General features: G+C 64.9%; 21 protein-coding genes, 1 tRNA gene and 1 other RNA gene. 7 read left to right on the forward strand and 16 right to left on the reverse strand.

All coding sequences use genetic code 11. From position 1 onward, the window contains the following. Positions 1–9: 9 nt before the first annotated feature. Positions 10–582 (forward strand): peptide deformylase, encoded by a 573-nt coding sequence (def, locus tag FBY31_RS04790; protein ID WP_142037559.1) that lies wholly within the window; start codon positions 10–12, stop codon positions 580–582. Positions 583–662: 80 nt separating this feature from the next. On the opposite strand, the gene FBY31_RS04795 is transcribed toward def, so the two are convergent. The 5 genes from FBY31_RS04795 to rnpB all read right to left on the reverse strand — a co-directional run bounded on the left by FBY31_RS04795 (position 663) and on the right by rnpB (position 4,575). Beyond that, complete coding sequence (locus tag FBY31_RS04795; protein WP_142037562.1) at positions 663–1,460, reverse strand: HNH endonuclease family protein; 798 nt, start codon at positions 1,458–1,460, stop codon at positions 663–665. Between the two features lie 112 nt (positions 1,461–1,572). Then, entirely contained in the window at positions 1,573–1,782 is a 210-nt protein-coding gene (locus FBY31_RS04800) for a hypothetical protein (protein WP_142037565.1), read from the reverse strand. 78 nt (positions 1,783–1,860) lie between these two features. After that, positions 1,861–3,339 (reverse strand): glyceraldehyde-3-phosphate dehydrogenase, encoded by a 1,479-nt coding sequence (locus FBY31_RS04805; protein ID WP_142037568.1) that lies wholly within the window; start codon positions 3,337–3,339, stop codon positions 1,861–1,863. A gap of 255 nt (positions 3,340–3,594) precedes the next feature. Continuing rightward, positions 3,595–4,137, reverse strand: a complete 543-nt coding sequence (locus tag FBY31_RS04810; RefSeq protein ID WP_142037570.1) for a TspO/MBR family protein — start codon at positions 4,135–4,137, stop codon at positions 3,595–3,597. A 46-nt stretch (positions 4,138–4,183) separates the two neighbouring features. Continuing rightward, an RNA gene (rnpB, locus tag FBY31_RS04815) (RNase P RNA component class A) lies at positions 4,184–4,575 on the reverse strand. 56 nt (positions 4,576–4,631) lie between these two features. On the opposite strand from rnpB, the gene FBY31_RS04820 reads away from it, so the two are divergent. Continuing rightward, entirely contained in the window at positions 4,632–5,396 is a 765-nt protein-coding gene (locus tag FBY31_RS04820) for a YaaA family protein (protein WP_142037573.1), read from the forward strand. A gap of 10 nt (positions 5,397–5,406) precedes the next feature. Here the strand turns inward: FBY31_RS04820 and FBY31_RS04825 are convergent, their stop codons facing one another. Further along, positions 5,407–6,144, reverse strand: coding sequence for a zinc ribbon domain-containing protein (locus FBY31_RS04825; RefSeq protein WP_142037575.1), 738 nt, complete (start codon positions 6,142–6,144; stop codon positions 5,407–5,409). Positions 6,145–6,282: 138 nt separating this feature from the next. Further along, a complete protein-coding gene (locus tag FBY31_RS04830) occupies positions 6,283–7,221 on the reverse strand; it encodes a Nif3-like dinuclear metal center hexameric protein (RefSeq protein WP_200833309.1) in 939 nt (312 codons plus the stop codon). A 101-nt stretch (positions 7,222–7,322) separates the two neighbouring features. Here FBY31_RS04830 and msrA point away from each other — a divergent pair, with 101 nt between their 5' ends. The 3 genes from msrA (at position 7,323) to epsC (ending at position 9,473) form a co-directional block, all read left to right on the forward strand. Continuing rightward, entirely contained in the window at positions 7,323–7,847 is a 525-nt protein-coding gene (gene msrA, locus FBY31_RS04835; RefSeq protein ID WP_142037578.1) for a peptide-methionine (S)-S-oxide reductase MsrA, read from the forward strand. A 65-nt stretch (positions 7,848–7,912) separates the two neighbouring features. Then, positions 7,913–8,848 carry a cysteine synthase A gene (gene cysK, locus FBY31_RS04840; RefSeq protein WP_142037580.1) on the forward strand — a complete coding sequence of 312 codons (936 nt, stop codon included), beginning with the start codon at positions 7,913–7,915 and terminating at the stop codon, positions 8,846–8,848. Positions 8,849–8,888: 40 nt separating this feature from the next. After that, positions 8,889–9,473 (forward strand): serine O-acetyltransferase EpsC, encoded by a 585-nt coding sequence (gene epsC, locus FBY31_RS04845; RefSeq protein WP_142037583.1) that lies wholly within the window; start codon positions 8,889–8,891, stop codon positions 9,471–9,473. Between the two features lie 112 nt (positions 9,474–9,585). Here the strand turns inward: epsC and gndA are convergent, their stop codons facing one another. After that, positions 9,586–11,022 (reverse strand): NADP-dependent phosphogluconate dehydrogenase, encoded by a 1,437-nt coding sequence (gene gndA / locus FBY31_RS04850; RefSeq protein WP_142037587.1) that lies wholly within the window; start codon positions 11,020–11,022, stop codon positions 9,586–9,588. A 200-nt stretch (positions 11,023–11,222) separates the two neighbouring features. Between gndA and FBY31_RS04855 the strand changes: the two genes are divergently transcribed. Then, entirely contained in the window at positions 11,223–11,948 is a 726-nt protein-coding gene (locus FBY31_RS04855; protein WP_142037590.1) for a FadR/GntR family transcriptional regulator, read from the forward strand. A 12-nt stretch (positions 11,949–11,960) separates the two neighbouring features. Here FBY31_RS04855 and FBY31_RS04860 read toward each other — a convergent pair whose 3' ends face one another. From FBY31_RS04860 to FBY31_RS04870, 3 genes are read right to left on the reverse strand one after another with little or no spacing between them, the layout of a single operon-like run. Continuing rightward, complete coding sequence (locus FBY31_RS04860; RefSeq protein ID WP_200833310.1) at positions 11,961–13,016, reverse strand: L-idonate 5-dehydrogenase; 1,056 nt, start codon at positions 13,014–13,016, stop codon at positions 11,961–11,963. After that, positions 13,016–13,786 (reverse strand): SDR family oxidoreductase, encoded by a 771-nt coding sequence (locus FBY31_RS04865; protein WP_142037592.1) that lies wholly within the window; start codon positions 13,784–13,786, stop codon positions 13,016–13,018. Before FBY31_RS04865 ends, FBY31_RS04860 begins: the two co-directional genes overlap by 1 nt. Beyond that, entirely contained in the window at positions 13,783–14,709 is a 927-nt protein-coding gene (locus FBY31_RS04870; protein WP_142037595.1) for an NAD(P)-dependent oxidoreductase, read from the reverse strand. The genes FBY31_RS04865 and FBY31_RS04870 overlap by 4 nt, the downstream gene beginning before the upstream one ends. A gap of 63 nt (positions 14,710–14,772) precedes the next feature. Here FBY31_RS04870 and FBY31_RS04875 point away from each other — a divergent pair, with 63 nt between their 5' ends. Next, positions 14,773–15,837, forward strand: coding sequence for a D-2-hydroxyacid dehydrogenase (locus FBY31_RS04875; protein ID WP_142037598.1), 1,065 nt, complete (start codon positions 14,773–14,775; stop codon positions 15,835–15,837). Positions 15,838–15,913: 76 nt separating this feature from the next. Here FBY31_RS04875 and FBY31_RS04880 read toward each other — a convergent pair whose 3' ends face one another. From FBY31_RS04880 to FBY31_RS04900, 5 genes are all read right to left on the reverse strand, one after another. Further along, positions 15,914–17,260, reverse strand: coding sequence for an MFS transporter (locus tag FBY31_RS04880; RefSeq protein WP_142037601.1), 1,347 nt, complete (start codon positions 17,258–17,260; stop codon positions 15,914–15,916). Between the two features lie 152 nt (positions 17,261–17,412). Further along, positions 17,413–18,210, reverse strand: a complete 798-nt coding sequence (locus FBY31_RS04885; RefSeq protein ID WP_142037604.1) for an IclR family transcriptional regulator — start codon at positions 18,208–18,210, stop codon at positions 17,413–17,415. Positions 18,211–18,480: 270 nt separating this feature from the next. Then, positions 18,481–18,771 carry a hypothetical protein gene (locus FBY31_RS04890; RefSeq protein WP_200833311.1) on the reverse strand — a complete coding sequence of 97 codons (291 nt, stop codon included), beginning with the start codon at positions 18,769–18,771 and terminating at the stop codon, positions 18,481–18,483. Between the two features lie 99 nt (positions 18,772–18,870). Continuing rightward, a tRNA-Val gene (locus FBY31_RS04895) sits at positions 18,871–18,946 on the reverse strand. Positions 18,947–19,054: 108 nt separating this feature from the next. Further along, a complete protein-coding gene (locus tag FBY31_RS04900; protein ID WP_142037607.1) occupies positions 19,055–19,975 on the reverse strand; it encodes an NAD-dependent protein deacetylase in 921 nt (306 codons plus the stop codon).

Genomic DNA, 19,975 nt, shown 5'->3' on the forward strand with positions numbered 1-19,975 from the left:
ACCCGCGAGATGACCGTTCTGCCAATCACCATTTGGGGAGAGCCCGTACTGCATCGAAGGGCAGCCGAAGTTGAAAACTTCGACGACGGGTTGCGGACCCTGATTGCGGACATGTTCGAAACAAACGACGCCGCCAACGGCGTGGGCCTTGCTGCCCCGCAGGTGGGGGTCGGCAAGAGGATCTTCGTCTACAAGTACGCCAATGACGACGGCGCTCCCCCCACCGGCGTGCTGGTGAACCCTGTCCTCACGTTGTCGAAGATCTCCGGCGCCGTCCCCGATCCTGACGAGGAGGAAGAGGGCTGCCTGTCCTTTCCCGGCGGGGTGTATCCACTGAAGCGGGCCGAGTGGGCGCGCGTGGAGGGTTTTGACGGCTTCGGCCAGCCGGTGAGGTTTGAGGCCACGGGCTGGTTCGCCCGGATCATCCAGCACGAGTACGACCACCTTGACGGGAAGCTCTACGTCAACCGCCTCATGGACCGCTATGCGCGGAAAGCGCTGAAGCAGGCCAAAAAGAGCGGTTGGGGAGTTCCCGGGCTGACGTGGATGCCGGGCGTGGACCCGGACCCCTTCGGACATTAGGAACGACGGCGGGACGCCGCTGGCCACCTTTGCCCCGCCAGGGCATTCGGTCAGGCAGGTGGCTTTGCGCCGCCTGGGGCTTAGCGGGCTGACACAGTCGGCTGGTCTGGGCAGGATCCCAGGACGCGCTTCATAGCTTCCTTTTCCGCGTCCGTAACCCAGAGGCCGTAGGCTGTCTTGACGGAAATTTGGCGCGCCACGTAGTGGCAATGGATCGATGTGTTTTTCGGCAGCCAGGTCGCGGCGTCGCCGGCGCTTTTCTGCTGGTTCGCCGGGCCGTCGGCGGCGATGAGGTTCAACGGATCATTGGCGAGGCTCTGACGCTGCGCAGCGGTCAGCCTCTGGGCGCCCTTTTGCCAGGCGTCTCCCAGGGCGACCACATGGTCAATCTGGACCGCCCGGCTGCTGTCGGAGCCGCGGCGGAAGTCCACGGACTGCCCTGTATAGGGCTCCTGGAAGGAGCCTGCTGCCACGCGGCACTTCGAGCCCTCAACAAATAGCACGCCGGCCAGGTCCCGCCGCAGGATGTCGTTGCGGGTATCGCAGCCGTTCCGGTCAACGTCCTGCCAGGCCGGGCCAAAAGCTTCGCGATCATACGAGTCCTTGGCGGCGCGTCCTTTGACGTCAAGGCCATCCAGCGCGGAGAGTGCACTGCCTTCGGGCACTGGATGAACCGGCACCACAGGTTTCATCCAGGCAGAATCAAATACGGGAACTTCCGTGGGCCCGGAGACGGCCGGCCCTGTAACGGCGAATTGGCCCGCGGTGAAGAACCAGAACAGGGCCGCGAGGGCCGAGACCGCAGCCAGGGCGAGGACTGCCCACGCCTGACGGGAACGACGGCGGGCACGCCGGTAGGCGGACCAGCTCACAGTCATGGGGCTTCAGCCCGTCCGGTATCGTCATGCACCAGAAGAGCCTAGGACATCCACCCGCCATCCTTGCAGATATCCACACTGTGGAGGGCGAGTGAAAGGTCACATCGGAGGACTACTGCTCGCGCATCACCCGCCGGAGGTCCTCCTCGGCGATGGCCAGGAGTGCCTCAAGCTGCCGCACCCGCTCCTCGCCGACGTCGCCGGTTGCGTGCCCGGCCCGGGCGCCTTCCAGCAGCCGGACGGCTTCTTTGTGGTTCGCTTTGGCCACGTCCAGGGCGTGTTCCAGGGTGGTTTCGTGCTGAAGCGTCGAATCTTTTTCCATGGCACAAGTGTGGTCCCGTTTCCCGGCTGATTCCAGCGAATCAGCCGGGAAATCCGGACGAGCGGCCGGCCGGGTGGATCAGACGGAGATTGCCGCCAGGGCTGAGGCCGTTTCCTTGGCAGGGAAGGACGGCGGGTTGACACCGGCCATCTCCTCCATGACGCGGACCACCTGGCAGCTGTAACCGAACTCGTTGTCGTACCAGACGTAGAGCACCAGGTTCTTCTCGTTGGAGATCGTGGCCAGTCCGTCCACGATGCCCGCACGCCGGGAGCCGACGAAGTCGGTCGATACCACCTCGGGCGAGTCGATGTAGTCGATCTGCTTGCGCAGGTCCGAGTGAAGCGACATCTCCCGCAGGTATTCGTTGACCTCGTCCTTGGTGGTCCCGTTTTCCAGGCTCAGGTTCAGGATGGCCAGGGAAACGTCCGGGGTGGGGACGCGGATGGAGCTGCCGGTGAGCTTGCCCAGCAGTTCGGGCAGGGCCTTGGCCACGGCCTTGGCAGCTCCGGTCTCGGTGATCACCATGTTCAGGGCTGCCGAGCGGCCACGGCGGTCACCCTTGTGGAAGTTGTCAATCAGGTTCTGGTCGTTGGTGAAGGAGTGGACCGTCTCGACATGGCCATGAATCACGCCGAACTTGTCGTTGATGGCCTTCAGGACCGGAGTGATGGCGTTCGTAGTGCAGGACGCCGCGGACACGATCTGGTCCGAGTCCTCGATAGTGCGGTGGTTGATGCCGTGGACGATGTTCTTCAGTTCGCCCTTGCCCGGGGCGGTCAGCAGCACCCGTGCCACGCCCTTGCTCTGCAGGTGCTGGGACAGGCCTTCGGCGTCACGCCAGCGGCCGGTGTTGTCCACGACCAGGGCATTGTTGATGCCGTAGGCGGTGTAGTCGATGGTGGCGGGGTTGTCCGAGTAGATGACCTGCACCTGAACACCGTTGGCGGTGATGGTGTTGGCTACCTCGTCAACCCGGATGGTGCCCTCAAAGGAGCCGTGGACCGAGTCGCGGCGAAGCAGGCTGGCGCGCTTGGAGAGGTCGTTGTCGGAGCCCCTGCGGACAACGATGGCGCGCAGCCGCAGGCCGTGGCCGCCGCCTGCCTTTTCGATCAGGAGGCGGGCCAGGAGCCGGCCGATGCGGCCGAAGCCGTAGAGAACAACATCGGTGCTGGTGCGGTCGTCGCCGCCACGCTTGCCCACGATCTCGGCAAGCTCTTCACGGAGGAACTCCTCGAGGGTGGCGTCGCCGCCCTCTTCCTTGAACTTCTGGTTCAGCCGCGCGATGTCGATCGCTGCTGCACCGAGCTCCAGCCCCGCCAGGGTGTTCAGGAGCGGAGCGGTTTCCTCCAGCAGCAGTTCATCCTTGCTCATTCTGCGCGCGAAGCGGTGCGCCTTGAGGATGTTCATGGTGGACTTGTTGATCAGGCTCCGGCCGTGAATGCTGGTGACCACGTTGTTGTCGCGGTACAGCCGGCCGATCACCGGAATCATGGCCTCGGCGAGGGCCTCGCGGCCCATCCACGTATCAAGACAAGAATCTGACGTCTGGCTCACAGAAATACCTTCCTCGGTTCAGCCGCGTACGTCCTCGTACACGGGTGTCGGCCACCTGATGGTGTCCAGGGGCGCCGGCACCTGCGGGGATTTTTCCCGGGCGCCTGGAGTGTATGCAAAAGAAAACCGCCGGCTGCGAACGCAACTCCGGCGGAAGAACTCCTGCGTCCGGTATCCATTCTAATTTGGCAGACTGCCCCGGGTTGCCTCCAGCGGCGTGAAATCACTCACACAGGATCCTGCAGTGTGACCGCCTTAGTTGTGGAGGGCCGAATAGAGGTTGAGGCTTGCGGAGAACAGCACCCACGAAAAGTAGGGCAGCACCAGCATGCCCGCCCAGGTGTGGACGGGGCCGGCTTCCAGAATCAACAGTGCCAGGACACCTGCCAGTGCGCAGATGACGGCGAAGGCAAGCCACAGGGCACCGGAACCGAACAGGGGGTATAGGGCAAAGAACGTGAACGGCCACACCAGGTTAAGCAGCAGCTGCAGCCGGTAGTACCGCAGGACACGGCCTCTCAGTACCCGCCTGCGCCACACCAGCCATGCGGACAGTCCGATGCAGGCGTACAGTCCGATCCACACCGTCCGGAACATCCACCCGGCAGGCATCCACGGCGCCTTGGTTGAAGCGGCAAACCAGCCGTTCGAGTGGAGGATGATCGGGACGGACGCGAGCACGCACACGGCGTAGGAAAGTGCCAGGAACCCGGCCAGGGCAACTACTTGCCTGCCCCCGGAAGGAACCGGCCGCGCTGCGGTTCCCGGCCCGGATGGTCCATCAGTATTAGAGGGCACGGTCCAGCATCCCCAACACCGCTTTCAAGGTCAAACCGGTTTGGTGTGGATGGGTTGACCGATACGCCGGGTTCTGTGCTCCCGCCCCGTTGCCGGTGCGGGAGTAGCGGCCATCCATCTACGAGCGCCGTTGCCGGCGCCCTCCAGCGGCCTACCCGGACACTCGGGCGAGCAGCCCTCGAACGTGCCCTGTCTGGCCTTGCTCCGGGTGGGGTTTACCTAGCCTTCCCGGTCACCCGGGAAGCTGGTGGTCTCTTACACCACCGTTTCACCCTTACCTGTTTCGTGCCGCTTTCAAACCGGCGCGACCCAGGCGGTCTGTTTTCTGTGGCACTGGCCTGCGGGTTACCCCGAGTGGGCGTTACCCACCACCCTGCTCTGTGGAGCCCGGACGTTCCTCGAGCCACTTTCGTGACGCGCGGCCGCCTGGTCAACCCATCCGGCTCCAGTCTACCGGCGACGGGTTACTTTCCGTGCGCCGGTAGGATCGGACGGTGCTGATTCTGCTTCCCCCTTCCGAAGGCAAGACACCCGCGGTCCGCGGATCCGCCGTCGACTGGCCTTCCCTCAGCTTTCCGCAGCTGAACACCTACCGGGCCAAGGTGCTGGACTCGCTCGGTACGGTGAGCGCGCACGAGGATGCCCTCGCCTTGCTGGGCGTCGGAGCGTCACTGAAGGACGACGTCGAGCGCAACACCCGGCTCCACGCGGAACCGGCGGCTCCGGCCCACCACATCTATTCAGGCGTGCTGTACGACGCACTGGGCTACAAGACACTCACCGCGGCGCAGCGGCGGAAGGCGGATGAATCGGTGCTGGTCATTTCGGCACTGTGGGGCGCCATCCGCTTCGGCGACAGTGTGCCCGCCTACCGGCTGTCCATGGGCACTGCCCTGCCCGACGTCGGCCGCCTCGCCTCATTCTGGAAGCCGCAGCTCTCTGATGCGCTGGCGGAGTCCGTCGCCGGGCACCTGCTGGTGGACTGCCGGTCGAGTACCTACGCCGCAGCATGGGCTCCTCCGGCGGCGCAAACCGTCACGGTCAATGTTTTTACCGAGGTCAACGGCTCCCGGAAGGTGGTGAGCCACTTTGCAAAGCACACACGGGGCGAGCTGGCCCGGCACCTGCTGGCGCGGCGGGGCAAGGATCCGGCGACGGCGCCGGACCTCCTGAAGGCCGCCCGCGAGAAGTGGGAGGCCGAAATCGTGGCGGGTTCGGCGCGGAAAGCCCACGCGCTGAACATCATCCTGCCGGGCTGATTTCCCTGCCCTAGGCCCACTCCTCCGAGCGGACCAGGATGGCACCGGAGTCCGGGCAAAACACGATGTCGTCGGCTGGCGCAGCCTTGATCTCGGCGAGGTCGCCAGGGCTCAGTCTCATTCCGGAGGCCTCGGAGGTGCCGTGAAAAAGCCGGGCTGCACCCACTCCACGCTTCGCCAAGGTTTTTTCGTACACGGCCAGCATCCCTGCGTCGAGGGCGGCGGCGAATTCTGCACGCTGGGTGCGGAGCCCGCTGGCTTCCGCCTCCACTTCGGCCAGGGCTGCGTCCAGCTCGGCCCGGATGCTGCCGAAGGATCCCTGGATGTCATCCACGATCCCCTGCTGCTTTGCCTGCCTGGCCCGGAGCGAGTCGAGCCGTTCCATGACCTCGAGCTCCACGTCCTCCAGGTCTGAGCGGCGTTTGTTAAGGGAGGCAATGTCCTTCTGGAGGGCGACGAGGTCCTTGGACAGGCCGGTGCCGCTGTTCAGCCGCGCCTCGTCCCGTTCGATCCGGGAGGCAACCTGCTCCACGTCCGCCTCGGCGCGCTTCAGTTCGGCCTCGGCGTCGTGCACGGCCACTTTGGCGGCGCCCAGTTCGCCGTTTGCGATGGAAAGAGCAGCTTCGAGGTCCTTGATCCTGGGATCGTTCTCCAGCGAGCGGCGGCGGTTTGCCAGTGACTTCAGCCTGGCGTCCAGCCCCTGCAGCTCAAGCAACTTCAACTGTTCCGCCGGTGCTGCCTTCGCCACTGTTACCTCCGCTTGCTCCCTGCCGGCCGGAGCCGGGCGCCGTACCGGCGCTCCCTAGACTCTAGCGCCTGGCCTGCTCCCCTGCCGCGCTGCGTCCCCACCGGTGTGGGCCCGGCAATGGATCTTCGCATCCCAGGCTTAGCCCGGAGTCAGGATGAAGTCCCAGGGATCGCTGTTGGTGGTGCTGACCCGGATTTCCACATCATGGCCTTGGTCAGCGAGGACGTTGCCCAGTGCCGCTGCTGCGGCGGGCAGCCACAGCCACTCGCTGGCGAAATGCGAGACGTCCACCAGGTAGGGCCGGCCGTTCAATGCAGCTTCCCGGGCCTCGGAGGCAGGGTGGTGGCGCAGGTCCGCAGTGACGTAGACGTCTGCGTTGCTGGCGCGCACCTCGTTGAACAGGGAGTCCCCGGCACCGCCGCACACGGCAATCCGCCGCACCAGGCCGTCCTTGTCCCCCGACACGCGCACTCCCCCGGCCACCGAGGGCAGGATGCCGAAGACGCGGGCTGCGAAATCACCCAGGGTCATGGCATCAGCCAGGTCCCCCACGCGGCCGATCCCTTCTTCCGGCAGACCGTTCGCAGCAAGAGTGAGCGGGGCGACGTCCTGCAGGCCCAGGGCGTCCGCGAGGACATCGGAGACACCTCCGACGGCGGAATCACCGTTCGTATGAACAGTCAGCAGGGCGGTGCCGGACTCGATGAGCCGGTGGACGGCGCGACCCTTGGGAGTGGTGGCGGCCACTGTGGTGACACCCTTCAAGAGCAGCGGATGGTGGGTGATCAGGAGCTCGGCACCCCATGCCACAGCCTCGTCAATGACCTCGAGTGTGGGATCCACGGCAAACATGACGCGCGTGACCGGCGCCGAGGGGTGCCCTGCCACCAGCCCCACCTCGTCCCAGTTCTCTGCCAGGGACTCCGGCCACAGTTCCTCCACCGCCAGGAGCAGCTCGCCCAGCGTGGGAGCCTGGGGCTGCTCAGCCGCCGCCTCCTCGCCGGAAGGGGCGCCGCCGTCGTGATTTTCGCCGTCGTGTTTCTCCTGGCCGGTAACGTCGGTGTCCACAGGTTCCATAGTCTTAGTTTTACCCCATCGCGCCGGCCGGGCAGCGCCTTTGATGCGTCGCTGCGGGATGGCCGGGGAATCATCCGGTGCCGCGAACCATTGAAGAGGTCATGAAAACTTTTGTTTTAGGCGGAGGCTGCTTCTGGTGCCTCGACGCCGTCTACCAGAAGACCAAGGGCGTCAGCTCCGTAGTATCCGGCTACACCGGGGGCCACGATCCGAACCCGGACTACTACTCGGTCTGCAATGGCACCACCGGACATGCCGAGGTGGTGGCGGTGGCGTTCGACGAGGACATCATCCCGGCGGAGGTCATCCTGGACATGTTCTTCGCCCTGCATGACCCCACAACCCTCAACCGCCAGGGCTACGACGTGGGGACGCAGTACCGCTCGTCCATGTTTTACGAAACCACCGAGGAGAAGATCCTGTTCGAGGAAGCCATCGAACGGAACCAGGCCTTGTGGGCGAATCCCATCGTCACTGAAGTCAGCCGCCTCCCCCGGTTTTATATCGCCGAGGAATTCCACCAGGACTATTACGCCAAGCACCCGGAGCAGGGGTACTGCCAGGTGATCATCAACCCCAAGCTCGCAAAGGCCAGGAAATATTACTCTGCATGGCTTAACGCTTAGCGGGTGTTACGTGGCCTCGTTAGGCTGACCTCAGTATTCACCCCTGACGAGATAGGCGTATCTACATGGCACGGATTTATGACGATGTGACCCAGCTGGTGGGCGGTACGCCGCTCGTTAAGCTCAACCGGCTCAGCGAGGGGCTGGATGCAACGGTTGCCGTCAAGCTCGAGTTCTACAACCCGGCCAACAGCGTGAAGGACCGCATCGGCGTGGCCATCGTGGACGCGGCGGAGAAGTCCGGTGCCCTGAAGCCTGGCGGAACCATCGTGGAAGGCACCTCCGGCAACACGGGCATCGCCCTGGCCATGGTGGGCGCTGCCCGCGGCTACAAGGTCATCCTGACCATGCCGGAGACCATGTCCACCGAGCGCCGGGTCATGCTGCGCGCCTTTGGAGCCGAGATTGTGCTGACCCCGGGTTCGGAGGGCATGCGCGGCGCCGTTGAGAAGGCCCAGGAAATTGTGGCCAACACCGAGAACTCCATCTGGGCGCAGCAGTTCGCCAACGAGGCCAACCCGGAGATCCACCGCACCACCACGGCCGAGGAAATCTGGACCGATACCGACGGCAAGGTGGACATCTTCGTCGCAGGTATCGGCACCGGCGGCACTGTCACCGGCGTCGGCCAGGTCCTGAAGGAACGCAAGCCCGGCGTGCAGATCGTCGCCATCGAGCCCAAGGACTCCGCCATCCTCAACGGCGGCGCACCCGGCCCGCACAAGATCCAGGGCATCGGCGCCAACTTCGTCCCCGAAATCCTGGACACCAACGTCTACGACGAAGTCCTGGACGCCACCCTTGAGGACTCTGTCCGCGTAGCCCGGGAACTGGGCGTCAAGGAAGGCATCCTGGGCGGCATCTCCTCCGGCGCCATCGTGTGGGGCGCCCTCGAACTGGCGAAGCGCCCCGAGAACGCGGGCAAGCTGATCGTGGCCGTGGTCTGCGACTTCGGCGAGCGTTACATCTCCACGGTGCTCTATGACGACATCCGCGGCTGATTAGAACCACCCTCCGACCGTTTCCTGTAGAAAGAACTTTGTGGGCTTTTTCGCAAGACTGAAGGAAGACCTCGACGCCGCCCGGTCCCACGACCCGGCGGCGCGAGGTTCTTTTGAGAACTTTTTCGCCTACTCCGGCCTGCATGCCATCTGGATCCACCGTCTGACCCACAGGCTGTGGCAGACACCAAGCCTGCGGTTTCCGGCACGGCTGCTCTCCCAGCTCGGCCGGTCCTGGACCGGCATCGAAATCCATCCGGGTGCCACGATCGGCCGCAGGTTCTTCATCGACCACGGCATGGGTGTGGTCATCGGTGAGACGGCCGAGATCGGCGAAGACGTGATGATCTACCACGGCGTCACCCTCGGTGGACGCTCGCTGGCGCGGATCAAACGCCATCCCACTATCGAGGACCGGGTGACTATCGGCGCCGGTGCCAAAATCCTCGGCCCCATCACCATCGGCCGCGACAGTGCCGTGGGCGCCAATGCCGTGGTGGTCAAGGATGCACCACCGGAATCAATCGTTACGGGCGTGCCCGCCAAATGGCGCCACCGGGACGCCCAGCGGGAAACCAAGCCCGCGGTGGACCCGGCTGAATACGACATCGAATACCGGATCTGACAGTTCGCGGCGGCTTCACCGCTGCCTGGCCCGGCACAGCAGATAAGCCAACGGCCGGCGGTTCCCGGAGTGATCCGGGAACCGCCGGCCGTTCGCTTGCCGCGGAGTGACGTTAGTGCGTGTCCACTGCCTCGATCTCGGACTTGTCCTCGCCCCAAAGGGTGTGGAAAGTTCCCTCGGCGTCAACACGGCCGTAGGTGTGGGCGCCGAAAAGGTCACGCTGGCCCTGGATCAGGGCGGCAGCCACGCGCTTGCGCCGCAGGCCGTCATAGTAGGCCAGCGACGAGGAGAACACCGGCACCGGGATACCCAGCTGCACAGCGGTGGCCACCACGCGGCGCCAGGCCGGAACGGCTTCGGCGATGGCCGCGGTGAAGGCCGGCGCGAACAGCAGGTTGGCGGGCTTCTCGTCTGCGGCGTAGGCCTTGGTGATGTCCTTGAGCAGCTCGGCGCGGATGATGCAGCCGGCCCGCCACAGCGAAGCGATCTCGTCCAGCTTCAGGTCCCAGCCGTATTCCTTGGCCGCGGACGTCAGCATGTCCAGGCCCTGGGCGTAGGAAACCAGCTTGGAGGCGTAGAGTGCCTGCCGGACGTCCTCGACGAAGGTCTCCGGGATTTCCACCGAAGCCTCGTTGCCGGCCAGAAGCTCCTGGCCCAGCTTGCGCTGGCCTGCCTGGGAAGAAAGCGCCCGGGCGAACACGGATTCGGCGATGCCGGAGACCGGGGAGCCCAGTTCCAGTGCGGAGATGACCGTCCAGCGGCCGGTGCCCTTCTGGCCGGCGGCGTCCACCACGACGTCGACGAACGGCTTGCCCGTCTTGGCGTCAACGTGGCCCAGGACCTCTGCCGAGATTTCGATCAGGAAGGAGGAAAGCTCGCCCTGGTTCCACTCGGTGAAGATCTTGGACTGCTCGGCCGGCTCGATGCCAGCACCGGAGCGCAGCAGGTCGAAGGCTTCGCCGATGACCTGCATGTCGGCGTATTCGATGCCGTTGTGGACCATCTTCACGAAGTGGCCGGCGCCGTCGGTTCCCACCCATGCGCAGCACGGTTCGCCGTCCACCTTGGCGGAGATCTTTTCCAGCAGCGGGCCGAGTGCCTTGTAGGACTCCTTGGAACCGCCGGGCATGATGGAGGGGCCGTTCAGGGCGCCTTCTTCGCCGCCGGATACGCCAACGCCCACGAAGTGCAGGTCCTTCTTGGCCAGCGCCGCTTCCCGGCGGCGGGTGTCCTCATAGTGGGAGTTGCCGGCATCGATGATGATGTCGCCGGCTTCCAGCAGCGGCTCCAGCTGTTCGATGACGGAGTCAACGGGCTTGCCTGCTTTGACCATGATCAGCACGCGGCGCGGCTTCTCCAGCGAGTCGACCAGTTCCTGCAGGGTTTCGGTGCGGACGAAGTCACCTTCGGAGCCGTACCGTTCGAGCAGCGCGTCGGTTTTCTCCACGGACCTGTTGTGCAGTGCGACCGTGAAGCCGTTCCGCGCGAGGTTGCGGGCCAGGTTGGCACCCATCACCGCAAGGCCGGTGACACCGATGTGTGCAGACATCAAAACTCCAATTTCGTATGTGCGATGGATGTGCAACGGCTCCCTTGCGCGGAAGCACGGTTGCAGACCGAGGGTCTGAATAAAGCATATATATTCGGGCGGTCACAGAAAAGTAACGCCCACCTATTGGAACCTTTTGTGTCACTGCCCGTCCAGCACAAAAGGCATTCCGGGTATGTGGTCCCACTAGGCTTAGAACCATGACCACCAGCCTGCACCACCGTGCCATCGAGAATCTTGGCACCCGCATTGTCTCGGGCAACCTGCCCGTTGGCCACGTGATGCTGGCGGAGCAATTGGAGGACGAACTGAAGGTTTCGCGGTCGGTCATCCGTGAAGCAGTCCGCGTCCTGCAGTCCCTCGGCCTGGTGGAAACCACCAAACGGGTGGGCATCCGGGTGCTGCCGCCCAGCCGCTGGAACCCTTTCGACCCGCAGGTCATCCGGTGGCGCCTGGCCAGCGACGCCCGCGGAGCACAGCTGCGCTCACTGGCAGAGCTGCGTGCCGCCGTCGAACCCGCTGCAGCCGAACTCGCGGCACAGAACGCGCCGGCCCCGCTCCGCCTAGAGCTGGTGGATGTGGCCTATGCAATGCGCGACGCAGGGCACAACGGTGAGGTGCCACGCTTCCTGGAGTTGGATATCCAGTTCCATTCCCTGTTGCTCTCCGGTTCCGGCAATGAGATGTTCGCCAACCTGATGGGACAAGTTGCTGAGACCCTGACGGGACGCACCGTCCACGGCCTGATGCCGGACCATCCCCACGAGGCCGCCCTTCAATGGCACGTGGACGTCGCAGAGGCTATTTCCCGGGGCGACGGCAGAGCGGCACGGGACGCGTCGGACCGGATCATGCGCCGGACCATGTCCCAGATGTCGGATACGTGGACGCAGCAGCCGCGGGTATTTATCCCGGTCCGCCGCTGACGCCAATGCCAGTCAGGACGTGAAGCTCAGGAGTACTTTTCCGGATTCTGCGGAGTTCCGGGCCACGGCGAACGCCTGGAGTGCCTCCCCAACAGGGTATTCGTGCGTGATGACGGGCTCGATGTGGAGTGAGCTGTCGGCGAGGGCGGCGATGACGGCGTCGATCTCGTCGTTGAACCGGAACGAACCCTTGAGCTCGAGTTCCCGGGTGATGGCAAGGGAGATCAGCACCGGCTGCGGTCCGGTGGGCAGCAGCCCCACCATCACCACAGTGCCGCCGCGGGTCGCGCCCTGGATGGCAGAGGCCAATCCGTGGTGGTTGCCGGAGGATTCAATCACGACGTCGGCCTCCACCGCGGCGATCGCCGCAGCATCGCCGGCGGTGATCACCTGGTCCGCTCCCACGGCCTGGGCGATTTCCAGCGGCTTGGCATGCATGTCGACGGCGGTGATCCGGCGTGCGCCGGCCCGCTTCAGCACGGCGACGGCAAGGGCACCGATGGGGCCGCTGCCGATCACCAGCGCGGACTTGCCGGCCACGTCCCCGGCCCTCGCCACCGCGTGCCACGCCACGGAAGCGGGCTCGATCAGGGCGGCGGTGCGAAGGTCAATGGTGTCCGGCAGTGTCCGGAGCATCCGGGTGGGCAGGTTGACGTACCGGCTGAACGCACCGTCCTTGTGCGGGAACCGGGCCGCGCTGCCCAGGTAGGTGCAGCCCGGGGACAGGTTGGGCCGGTCCGCAGGGTACCGGGCAGCGCCAGGACCTGGTGTGGCCGGGTGGACCGCCACCGGGGTGCCGGCTGCAGGGCCGGTTCCATCAGCGGCCGCACGGACCACGGTCCCGGAAATCTCATGCCCCAGGACCAGCGGCGCCTTCAGGATGGATTCGCCGGCGGCACCGTGGAGCCAGTAATGCAGGTCCGAACCGCAGATCCCGCCATAGCGCACCTCGATCACAGCCTCATCCGAAGCCGGTGCGGCAAGGGGCAGTTCGTCGATCCGCAGGTCCCCGGCCGCATGGGCCACCACCGCCGGGCCGGAAATGGGGAGTGCCGTATCCAGTGTCATCAGACCACCACCGTCATTCCGCCATCAATAAAAATCGTCTGCCCGTTCACGAAGTCAGACCCGCTGGAGGCCAGCCACACCGCAGGCCCGGCCAGGTCCTGCACCGTCCCCCACCGGTTCGCCGGCGTCCGCCCCAGGATCCAGGAATTGAACTGCTCATCGTCCACCAGGTTCTGCGTCATCTCGGTATGGATATACCCCGGCGCGATCCCGTTGATTTGCAGCCCGGACGCCGCCCACTCCGCCGTCATGGCGCGCGTCAGGTTCCGCAGCCCGCCCTTCGCCGCAACGTAGGGCGCGATCGTGGGCCGGGCGAGGTCCGTCTGCACCGAGCAGATGTTGATGATCTTCCCGTGCCCGCGCGGAATCATGAACCGGGCCGCCTCCCGGCCCACCAGGAACGCGCTGGTCAGGTCCGTGGAGATCACCCGCTCCCAGTCCTTCACGTCCAGGTCCAGCATCGGCACCCGGTGCTGGATACCCGCATTGTTCACCAGGATCTCCAGCGGGCCCACGTTCTCTTCCACCCAGGCGACCCCGCGCGCCGCCTCGGCGTCGCTCGTCACGTCAAACGCGACACTGTGCACCCGGCCGGGCGCGAAGTCCGCGGCCATCGCGGCCGCGGCCTCCTTCAGCCGCCCGCCATTGATACCGTTCAACACCACTGTTGCCCCCGCGTCGGCCAACGCCCGGGCCAGCGCGTTGCCGATACCCCGGCTCGAACCCGTCACCAACGCAACCCGGCCGGTCAGGTCAAAAAGAGAACTCATGGATGTACTGTTCCTTCCGCCGCTTGCGCGGCTGTATGGCTGAGTTGGAAGATCGCCTGGCGCACCACGGCGAGGTCCTGGTCGCCGAGGCCCTGGCGCTTCAGTTCTGCATAAAGTTCGACGCCGGCTTCCGCCATGGGAACTGCCGTTCCGGAAACGCGGGCTGCTTCCAGGACAAAGGAGAGGTCCTTGTGCATGAATTTTGCGGGCCCGGTGGCAGTGTAATCCTTGCTGGCCAGCCGGGGGCCCACGATGTCGAGCACCCGGCTGCCGGCAAGGCCTCCCCGCAGCACTTTGAAGAGCTCAGCCGGGTCCAGCCCGGAGCGCTCGGCGAGCTCGGCGGCTTCGGCGAGCGCCGCCGTCGTGGTTCCTACCACAAGCTGGTTGCAGGCCTTGGCAAGGGACCCTGCCCCCAGTGGGCCCAAATGCCGCACGGTGGTGCCCATGGAGCGCAGCAGTGGCCCGGCACGCAGGAAGGCGTCTCCGTCCCCGCCGGCCATGATGGCGAGGGTCCCGTCCATAGCGCCCTGGGTTCCTCCGCTGACCGGAGCGTCTACTACCTGCGCATTGCCAAGACTCAGCGCCGCGATGCGCCGGCCGAATTCCTTCACTCCTGTGGGCGAGACGCTGCTCATCACCAGGACGATGGTGCCGGGTGCCGGCGGCTTGGCTTCCCAGCTGGAAAGCAACCCGGCGGCCGCCTCCTCGATATGGGCCAGGTCCGGCAGCATGAAGATGATGGCCGGGAGGTCGCGCATATCTGCAATCTGCTCCGCCCGCGCGCCGCCGAGCTTTTGCAGCTCAAGGACCGGGCCCGGCGACCTGTTCCAGCCTGTGACCTGCCATCCCTTGTTGACGGCGTTGGCCGCCATGGGCAGGCCCATCAGCCCCAGGCCCACGAAGCCCGCCCTTCTATCCTGCATTTGCCAGCCTTACATCGTCGTGTTCATCAAGAGAAGCGTTCAATATCCTAGCCCCTATTCAGTATGATGAACACCATGACGTCCCAGACCATTGTGGCCATTGCCGTCCCGCTCGAAGCTGAGCTCGTGGAACGCATCCGCGCCGTTGACCCATCCATCACCGTTCTTTATGAGCCGGAGCTTCTGCCCCCGGAGCGGTTCCCGGCAGACCACGCCGGGGATCCCGGTTTCCAGCGCTCCCCTGACCAGGAGGAACGCTATTGGGCAATGCTCAACAGGGCCCAGATCCTGTACGGTTTGCCCAACGAGAGCCCGGCGGGGCTTGCCCGGGTTGCAGCCGGAAATGCGCATCTCCAATGGGTTCATGCGATGGCCGCGGGAGCCGGCGGCGCAGTAAAAGCCTCCGGGCTGGACCAGGAGACGCTGCAGAAGTTCAAGGTGACAACCTCCGCGGGGGTCCACGCCCTGCCGCTGGCTGAGTTCGCCACCATGGGAATCCTGAACGGCTTCAAGCGCACGGCCGAGCTGGTGCAGGACCAGGAAGCCAAGGTCTGGCCTGAGCTTCGGACCCCTACCCGCCTGGTGAGCGGGTCCAGGCTGGTTGTAGCAGGCCTTGGCGAAATCGGCCTTGAGACTGCACGCCTGGCTCGGGCGCTGGGCATGAAGGTCAGCGGCACCAAGCGGAGCGTGGAACCGCTGGATGGGATCGAGGAGGTATCGGATAACCACGGCCTCCCGGCCCTCCTTGCCGGCGCTGACGCTGTGGTGAACACACTGCCCGGCACGCCGTACACGGAAAAGCTCTTCAATCGGGAGGTCTTCGCGGCCATGAAGCCCGGCACGGTCTTCGTTAACGTCGGCAGGGGAACCGTGGTGGATGAGGAAGCGCTGCTTGAGGCCCTGGACAACGGGCAGGTTTCCTACGCCTGCCTTGACGTCTTCGCAGTGGAACCGCTCCCCCGGAACAGCCCGCTGTGGCATCACCCCAAGGTCCTGGTGTCACCGCATACGTCCGCCCTCAGCGCTGCCGAGAACCGGCTGATCACCGAACGGTTCTGCAGCAACCTCCGCCTTTTCCTGGGCGGCGGGGAGTTGCCCCACCTCGTGGATACTGTGCACTTTTACTAAAACTGCAGCCTGATCGGACACATGAAAGGGCGGCTTCCCGGTCAGGGGAAGCCGCCCTTTCGCGCGGCAGCCGGTCCTAGCTGGCGTCTTCTACCAGCACCAGGTCCCTCCCCCTGGTTTCAGGAGTGAAGAAGGTGGTGACGAAGGAGATCGACGCCAGAACCAGTGAGTAGATGGCGGGGACCAGCCAGGAGTGGTTGGTGGCAGCCAGGAGCGCGACGCCGATCATCGGGGCGAAACCTCCGGCCAGGACCGCTGAGAGTTCGCGGCTCAGAGCCACGCCGGTGAACCGGTGCTGGGATCCGAACAGTTCCGGCAGCAGTGCGCACTGCGGCCCCAGCATGGACTGCACTCCCAGGGCGATGCCGACCACCATGACCACCCACACCAGCGTGACGTTGCCAAGGGTCACCAGGTAGAAGGCGGGAAGGGCAATGGCCGCTTGGAACAGTGCGCCATACCTGTATACCGGGACGCGGCCGAAACGGTCAGACAGGGCGCCGAAGGTGACAACCATGACTGCTGCGAAGGCGGCAGCGATCAGCAGGCCGGTGGGGCCGATGAACTTGTCGCCGGCGAAGACGCCTGCGGGCATGCTGATGAAGGAAACCAGAAGCGCTGAGTAGATGGAGGAGTTGCCGTTTTCGCCCATGCGCAGCCCTATGCCCACCAGGACATTCTTCTTGGAGTGCTTCCAGATCTGGCCCACCGGGTTCTTCACCACGGCCTTGTGCTTCTCGAGTTCTTGGAAGACCGGGGTCTCCTTCAGCCGGAGGCGGATGAAGACGGCGATCACGATCAGGATGAAGCTCGCCAGGAACGGTACCCGCCAGAGCCAGCCCTGCAGGACGGTCTTGTCCGCCAGCGCCATCAGCGCAAAGGTACCCGCCCCCAGGAGGGTACCCAACTGGATGCCGACGAACGGCAGGGAGGCGAAGAAACCACGACGGCGGCGCGGCGCAACTTCCGAAATCAAGGTGGTGGCGCCGGCCTGCTCAGCCCCGGCCCCAAGGCCCTGGATGATGCGCAGAGCCACCAGGAGGACCGCACCCAGCATTCCCGCCTGTTCGAACGTGGGCAGCAGGCCGATGGCGAAGCTGGCCATGCCCATCAGGCCGATGGTGAGGATCAGGACCATCTTGCGGCCGAACCGGTCCCCGATGTAGCCGAAGACGATGCCACCAAAGGGCCGGGCGGCAAAGCCGACGCCGTAGGTTGCAAAGGAGGCGATGACAGCGCCGCTTTCACCCAGCGGAGCAAAGAACAGCGGCCCGAAGATCAGCGCCGAGGCGAGGCCGTAAATGTAGAAGTCGTAATACTCCAACGCGGAGCCTACGGAGCTGGCAAGAGTTGCCCTTCGCAGTTGGTCCGAGTCGACGATGGCGCCGTCCTCGGCCTGCGGTGCCTTAGTACGAGTTGTCACAAGAACTCCCTCATCGCTCTCCAGGCCCCCGTTGGCCTGGTGGGTCAGCAACGGCACGTGCTGTGCGGTCACTATATTGAACAGAGTACAGCAAGGTGAACGGTCGACAAGCCGCAAAAGCTCTTATTTTCTATTTGGTCAGCGGCCGGCTCTCAGCCCATGGGGCTGCCCAGCGAACGTGCCAGCTCATGGAGTTCCTTGACCATCCGGGAACCCTGCTCCTCCGTATAGGTGGCTTTCAAAGCCGTTACTGAAAGTCCCAGGCTTGGACCGTGCGCACCCCGGGTGGGAACTGAGACCGCGAGGCACACTACGCCCGTGGTGGACTCTTCGTCCTCGAAGGCGTAGCCCTGGTCGCGGATGGTGCGCAGTTGGGCCTTGAGCTCAGCCCCGGTCCGGAGTGACTTGGGCGTCATAACAGGCAGTTCGGCATCGTCGGGGAACATGTCTTCGACGTCGTGGTCATGCAGCCGGGCAATGAGGGCTTTCCCCACCGCACAGAGGGAAACGGGCATCTTGTCTCCAATATTGGAGGTCAGCCGGACTGCAGGATGCCCTTCGTAACGGGCCAGATAGATGACGTTGGTTCCGTCGAGCATTGCGATCCGCACTGTTTCATGCGAAAGGGTGGGGGCCTGCTCGCAGTACCGGTAGAACTCCTGCACCTCGTCCAGCCGGCTCAGGTATGCCGCACCGAGTTCCACGAGCTTGCGGCCCAGGGTGAACTCCGCCCCCTGCCTGCTGATAAGGCGGGCTTCTTCCAGCGCGAGGAGCAGATTGGAGGTGGAGGACTTGGGAATGCCCAGCTCGCGGGCGAGGTCACTGAGCGTCAGCCTTCCGGTTGCCGAGGCAGCGAGGGCGTCCAGCACTGCGGCGGCACGGGTGACGGCTGGCGCGGGCGAGGCGCTCCCGAGACCGTCAGAGGATCGGGGGGTGCGGGAATCGGCCATGATTCTCCTTAGATAGGTGCCTGCGCCAGTCATGCTGTTCATTCAGCTGAACACCAACCATCATATGGCTCAGCTACGGCTGGTATCGGCGGACTTCCGCGAGCTTCCCGGCACGTCTCCGACACGCTTTCCGGAGAGCTTCATGTTTCCGGCAGTTCACGGTATATTCATCTCAGGCCCTCCACCGCGGCATCCCCCAATAGTCGCGGTGGAGGGTTTTCCAATGCCCGGACTTTCCCCGGCAGGCCCGCCAACCGGCGTGGACGGCCCTCACGCGGCGTCCGCCACCGCTTCCCGCAGCCGCCATCCACCGCCGAGTCCATCCCGTTCCAGCAGCAGGGTGGTCAGGGCCGAGGCACTGTTGCCACCCAGCCTCACCTGGACTTGCAGGACCTCCACGTCCACGCGGCTAAGGCCTTTGGGCATCCTCCGATTAATGTCCCACCAGTTGACCCGCTCAAACCAGCGCACCGGTTCGGCACCCACGGCCCATTCCCTGCCGTTGCTGATGACCGCCGTCGGCATTCCATTGATTCCCGTCCGCACCATCACATGTTCCATCCCTGAAACCTAAGGCCGGGCACCGACATTTTCTGGTGTTCCATTGAAACGAAAAAAACCCTGCTGTTTCCGCCGCGAGGCGAAAACAACAGGGTTTCCTGGTGGGTCCTACCGGGATCGAACCGATGACATCCACGGTGTAAACGTGGCGCTCTACCAGCTGAGCTAAAGACCCAGGAATGCTGAATCCGGCGCTTCAGCGCCGCAACCAACGAACATAGACTCTACCCGACCCAGGCCTCGAAACGCGAATCGGTGCGAGAAGGGTGGACGCAGGCCGCTGCTAAAGGGGCGGAAGCTCGGCAGCAAGCCAAGCCAGGGATTCACTGACGCCGGCCTCCAGCTTGATGCTGGCCTTGTCATCACCGCGGGTGGCACCGCGGTTGATGATGATGACCGGTTTTCCGTCCTTGGCGGCATGCCGGACGAAGCGCAGCCCGCTCATCACCGTCAGGGACGATCCGGCGGCCACCAGGGCATCCGCCTCGTCAACCATCCGGTACGACCGTTCAACCCGGTCCTTGGGCACGTTCTCACCGAAGTACACGAAGTCGGGCTTGAGCGTTCCGCCGCAGGCAGGGCAGACGGCAACAACAAAACTGCTGATCAGCGCCTGGTCCTCAACTGTGGCATCCGCGTCCGGCGCCATCTCCACCAGGCCTGATTCCTGCGCCCGGGACAGGAACTCCGGGTTCAGCTCCTCCAGCAGACCCGCCAGGAGGCGCCTGGAATATATGCGGCGGCACGCCAGGCACACTACCTGGTCATACCTGCCATGCAGGTCCACCACGTTGACACTGCCTGCGTCTTGGTGGAGCCGATCAACGTTCTGGGTGATCAACCCGGTAAGGTGGCCCCGGCGCTCGAGCTCGGCTGCCGCATAGTGGCCCTGGTTCGGATCGGCGTGCCGCAGATGGGACCAGCCGATATGGTTCCGGGCCCAATAGCGTTGACGGTTGGCCGCGTCCTTGACGAACTCCTGGTAGGTCATGGGCGAACGCGGCGGCGAACCCGGCCCGCGGTAGTCCGGGATTCCCGAGTCCGTGCTGAGTCCGGCACCGGTGAGCAGTGCAAACCGCCTGCCAGCCACGACGTCCCGGATCCGAAGCAGGATCCCACGCTCCCCATCAGAAGGAGCCGCTGCAGCCACCCGCGGCATGCTGGCGAAGCCCGTCAGGCCTACCCCCGCACGCCGCTGTTCCAT

Origin of the sequence: Arthrobacter sp. SLBN-100 (assembly GCF_006715305.1) — a bacterium.
Lineage (GTDB): Bacteria > Actinomycetota > Actinomycetes > Actinomycetales > Micrococcaceae > Arthrobacter.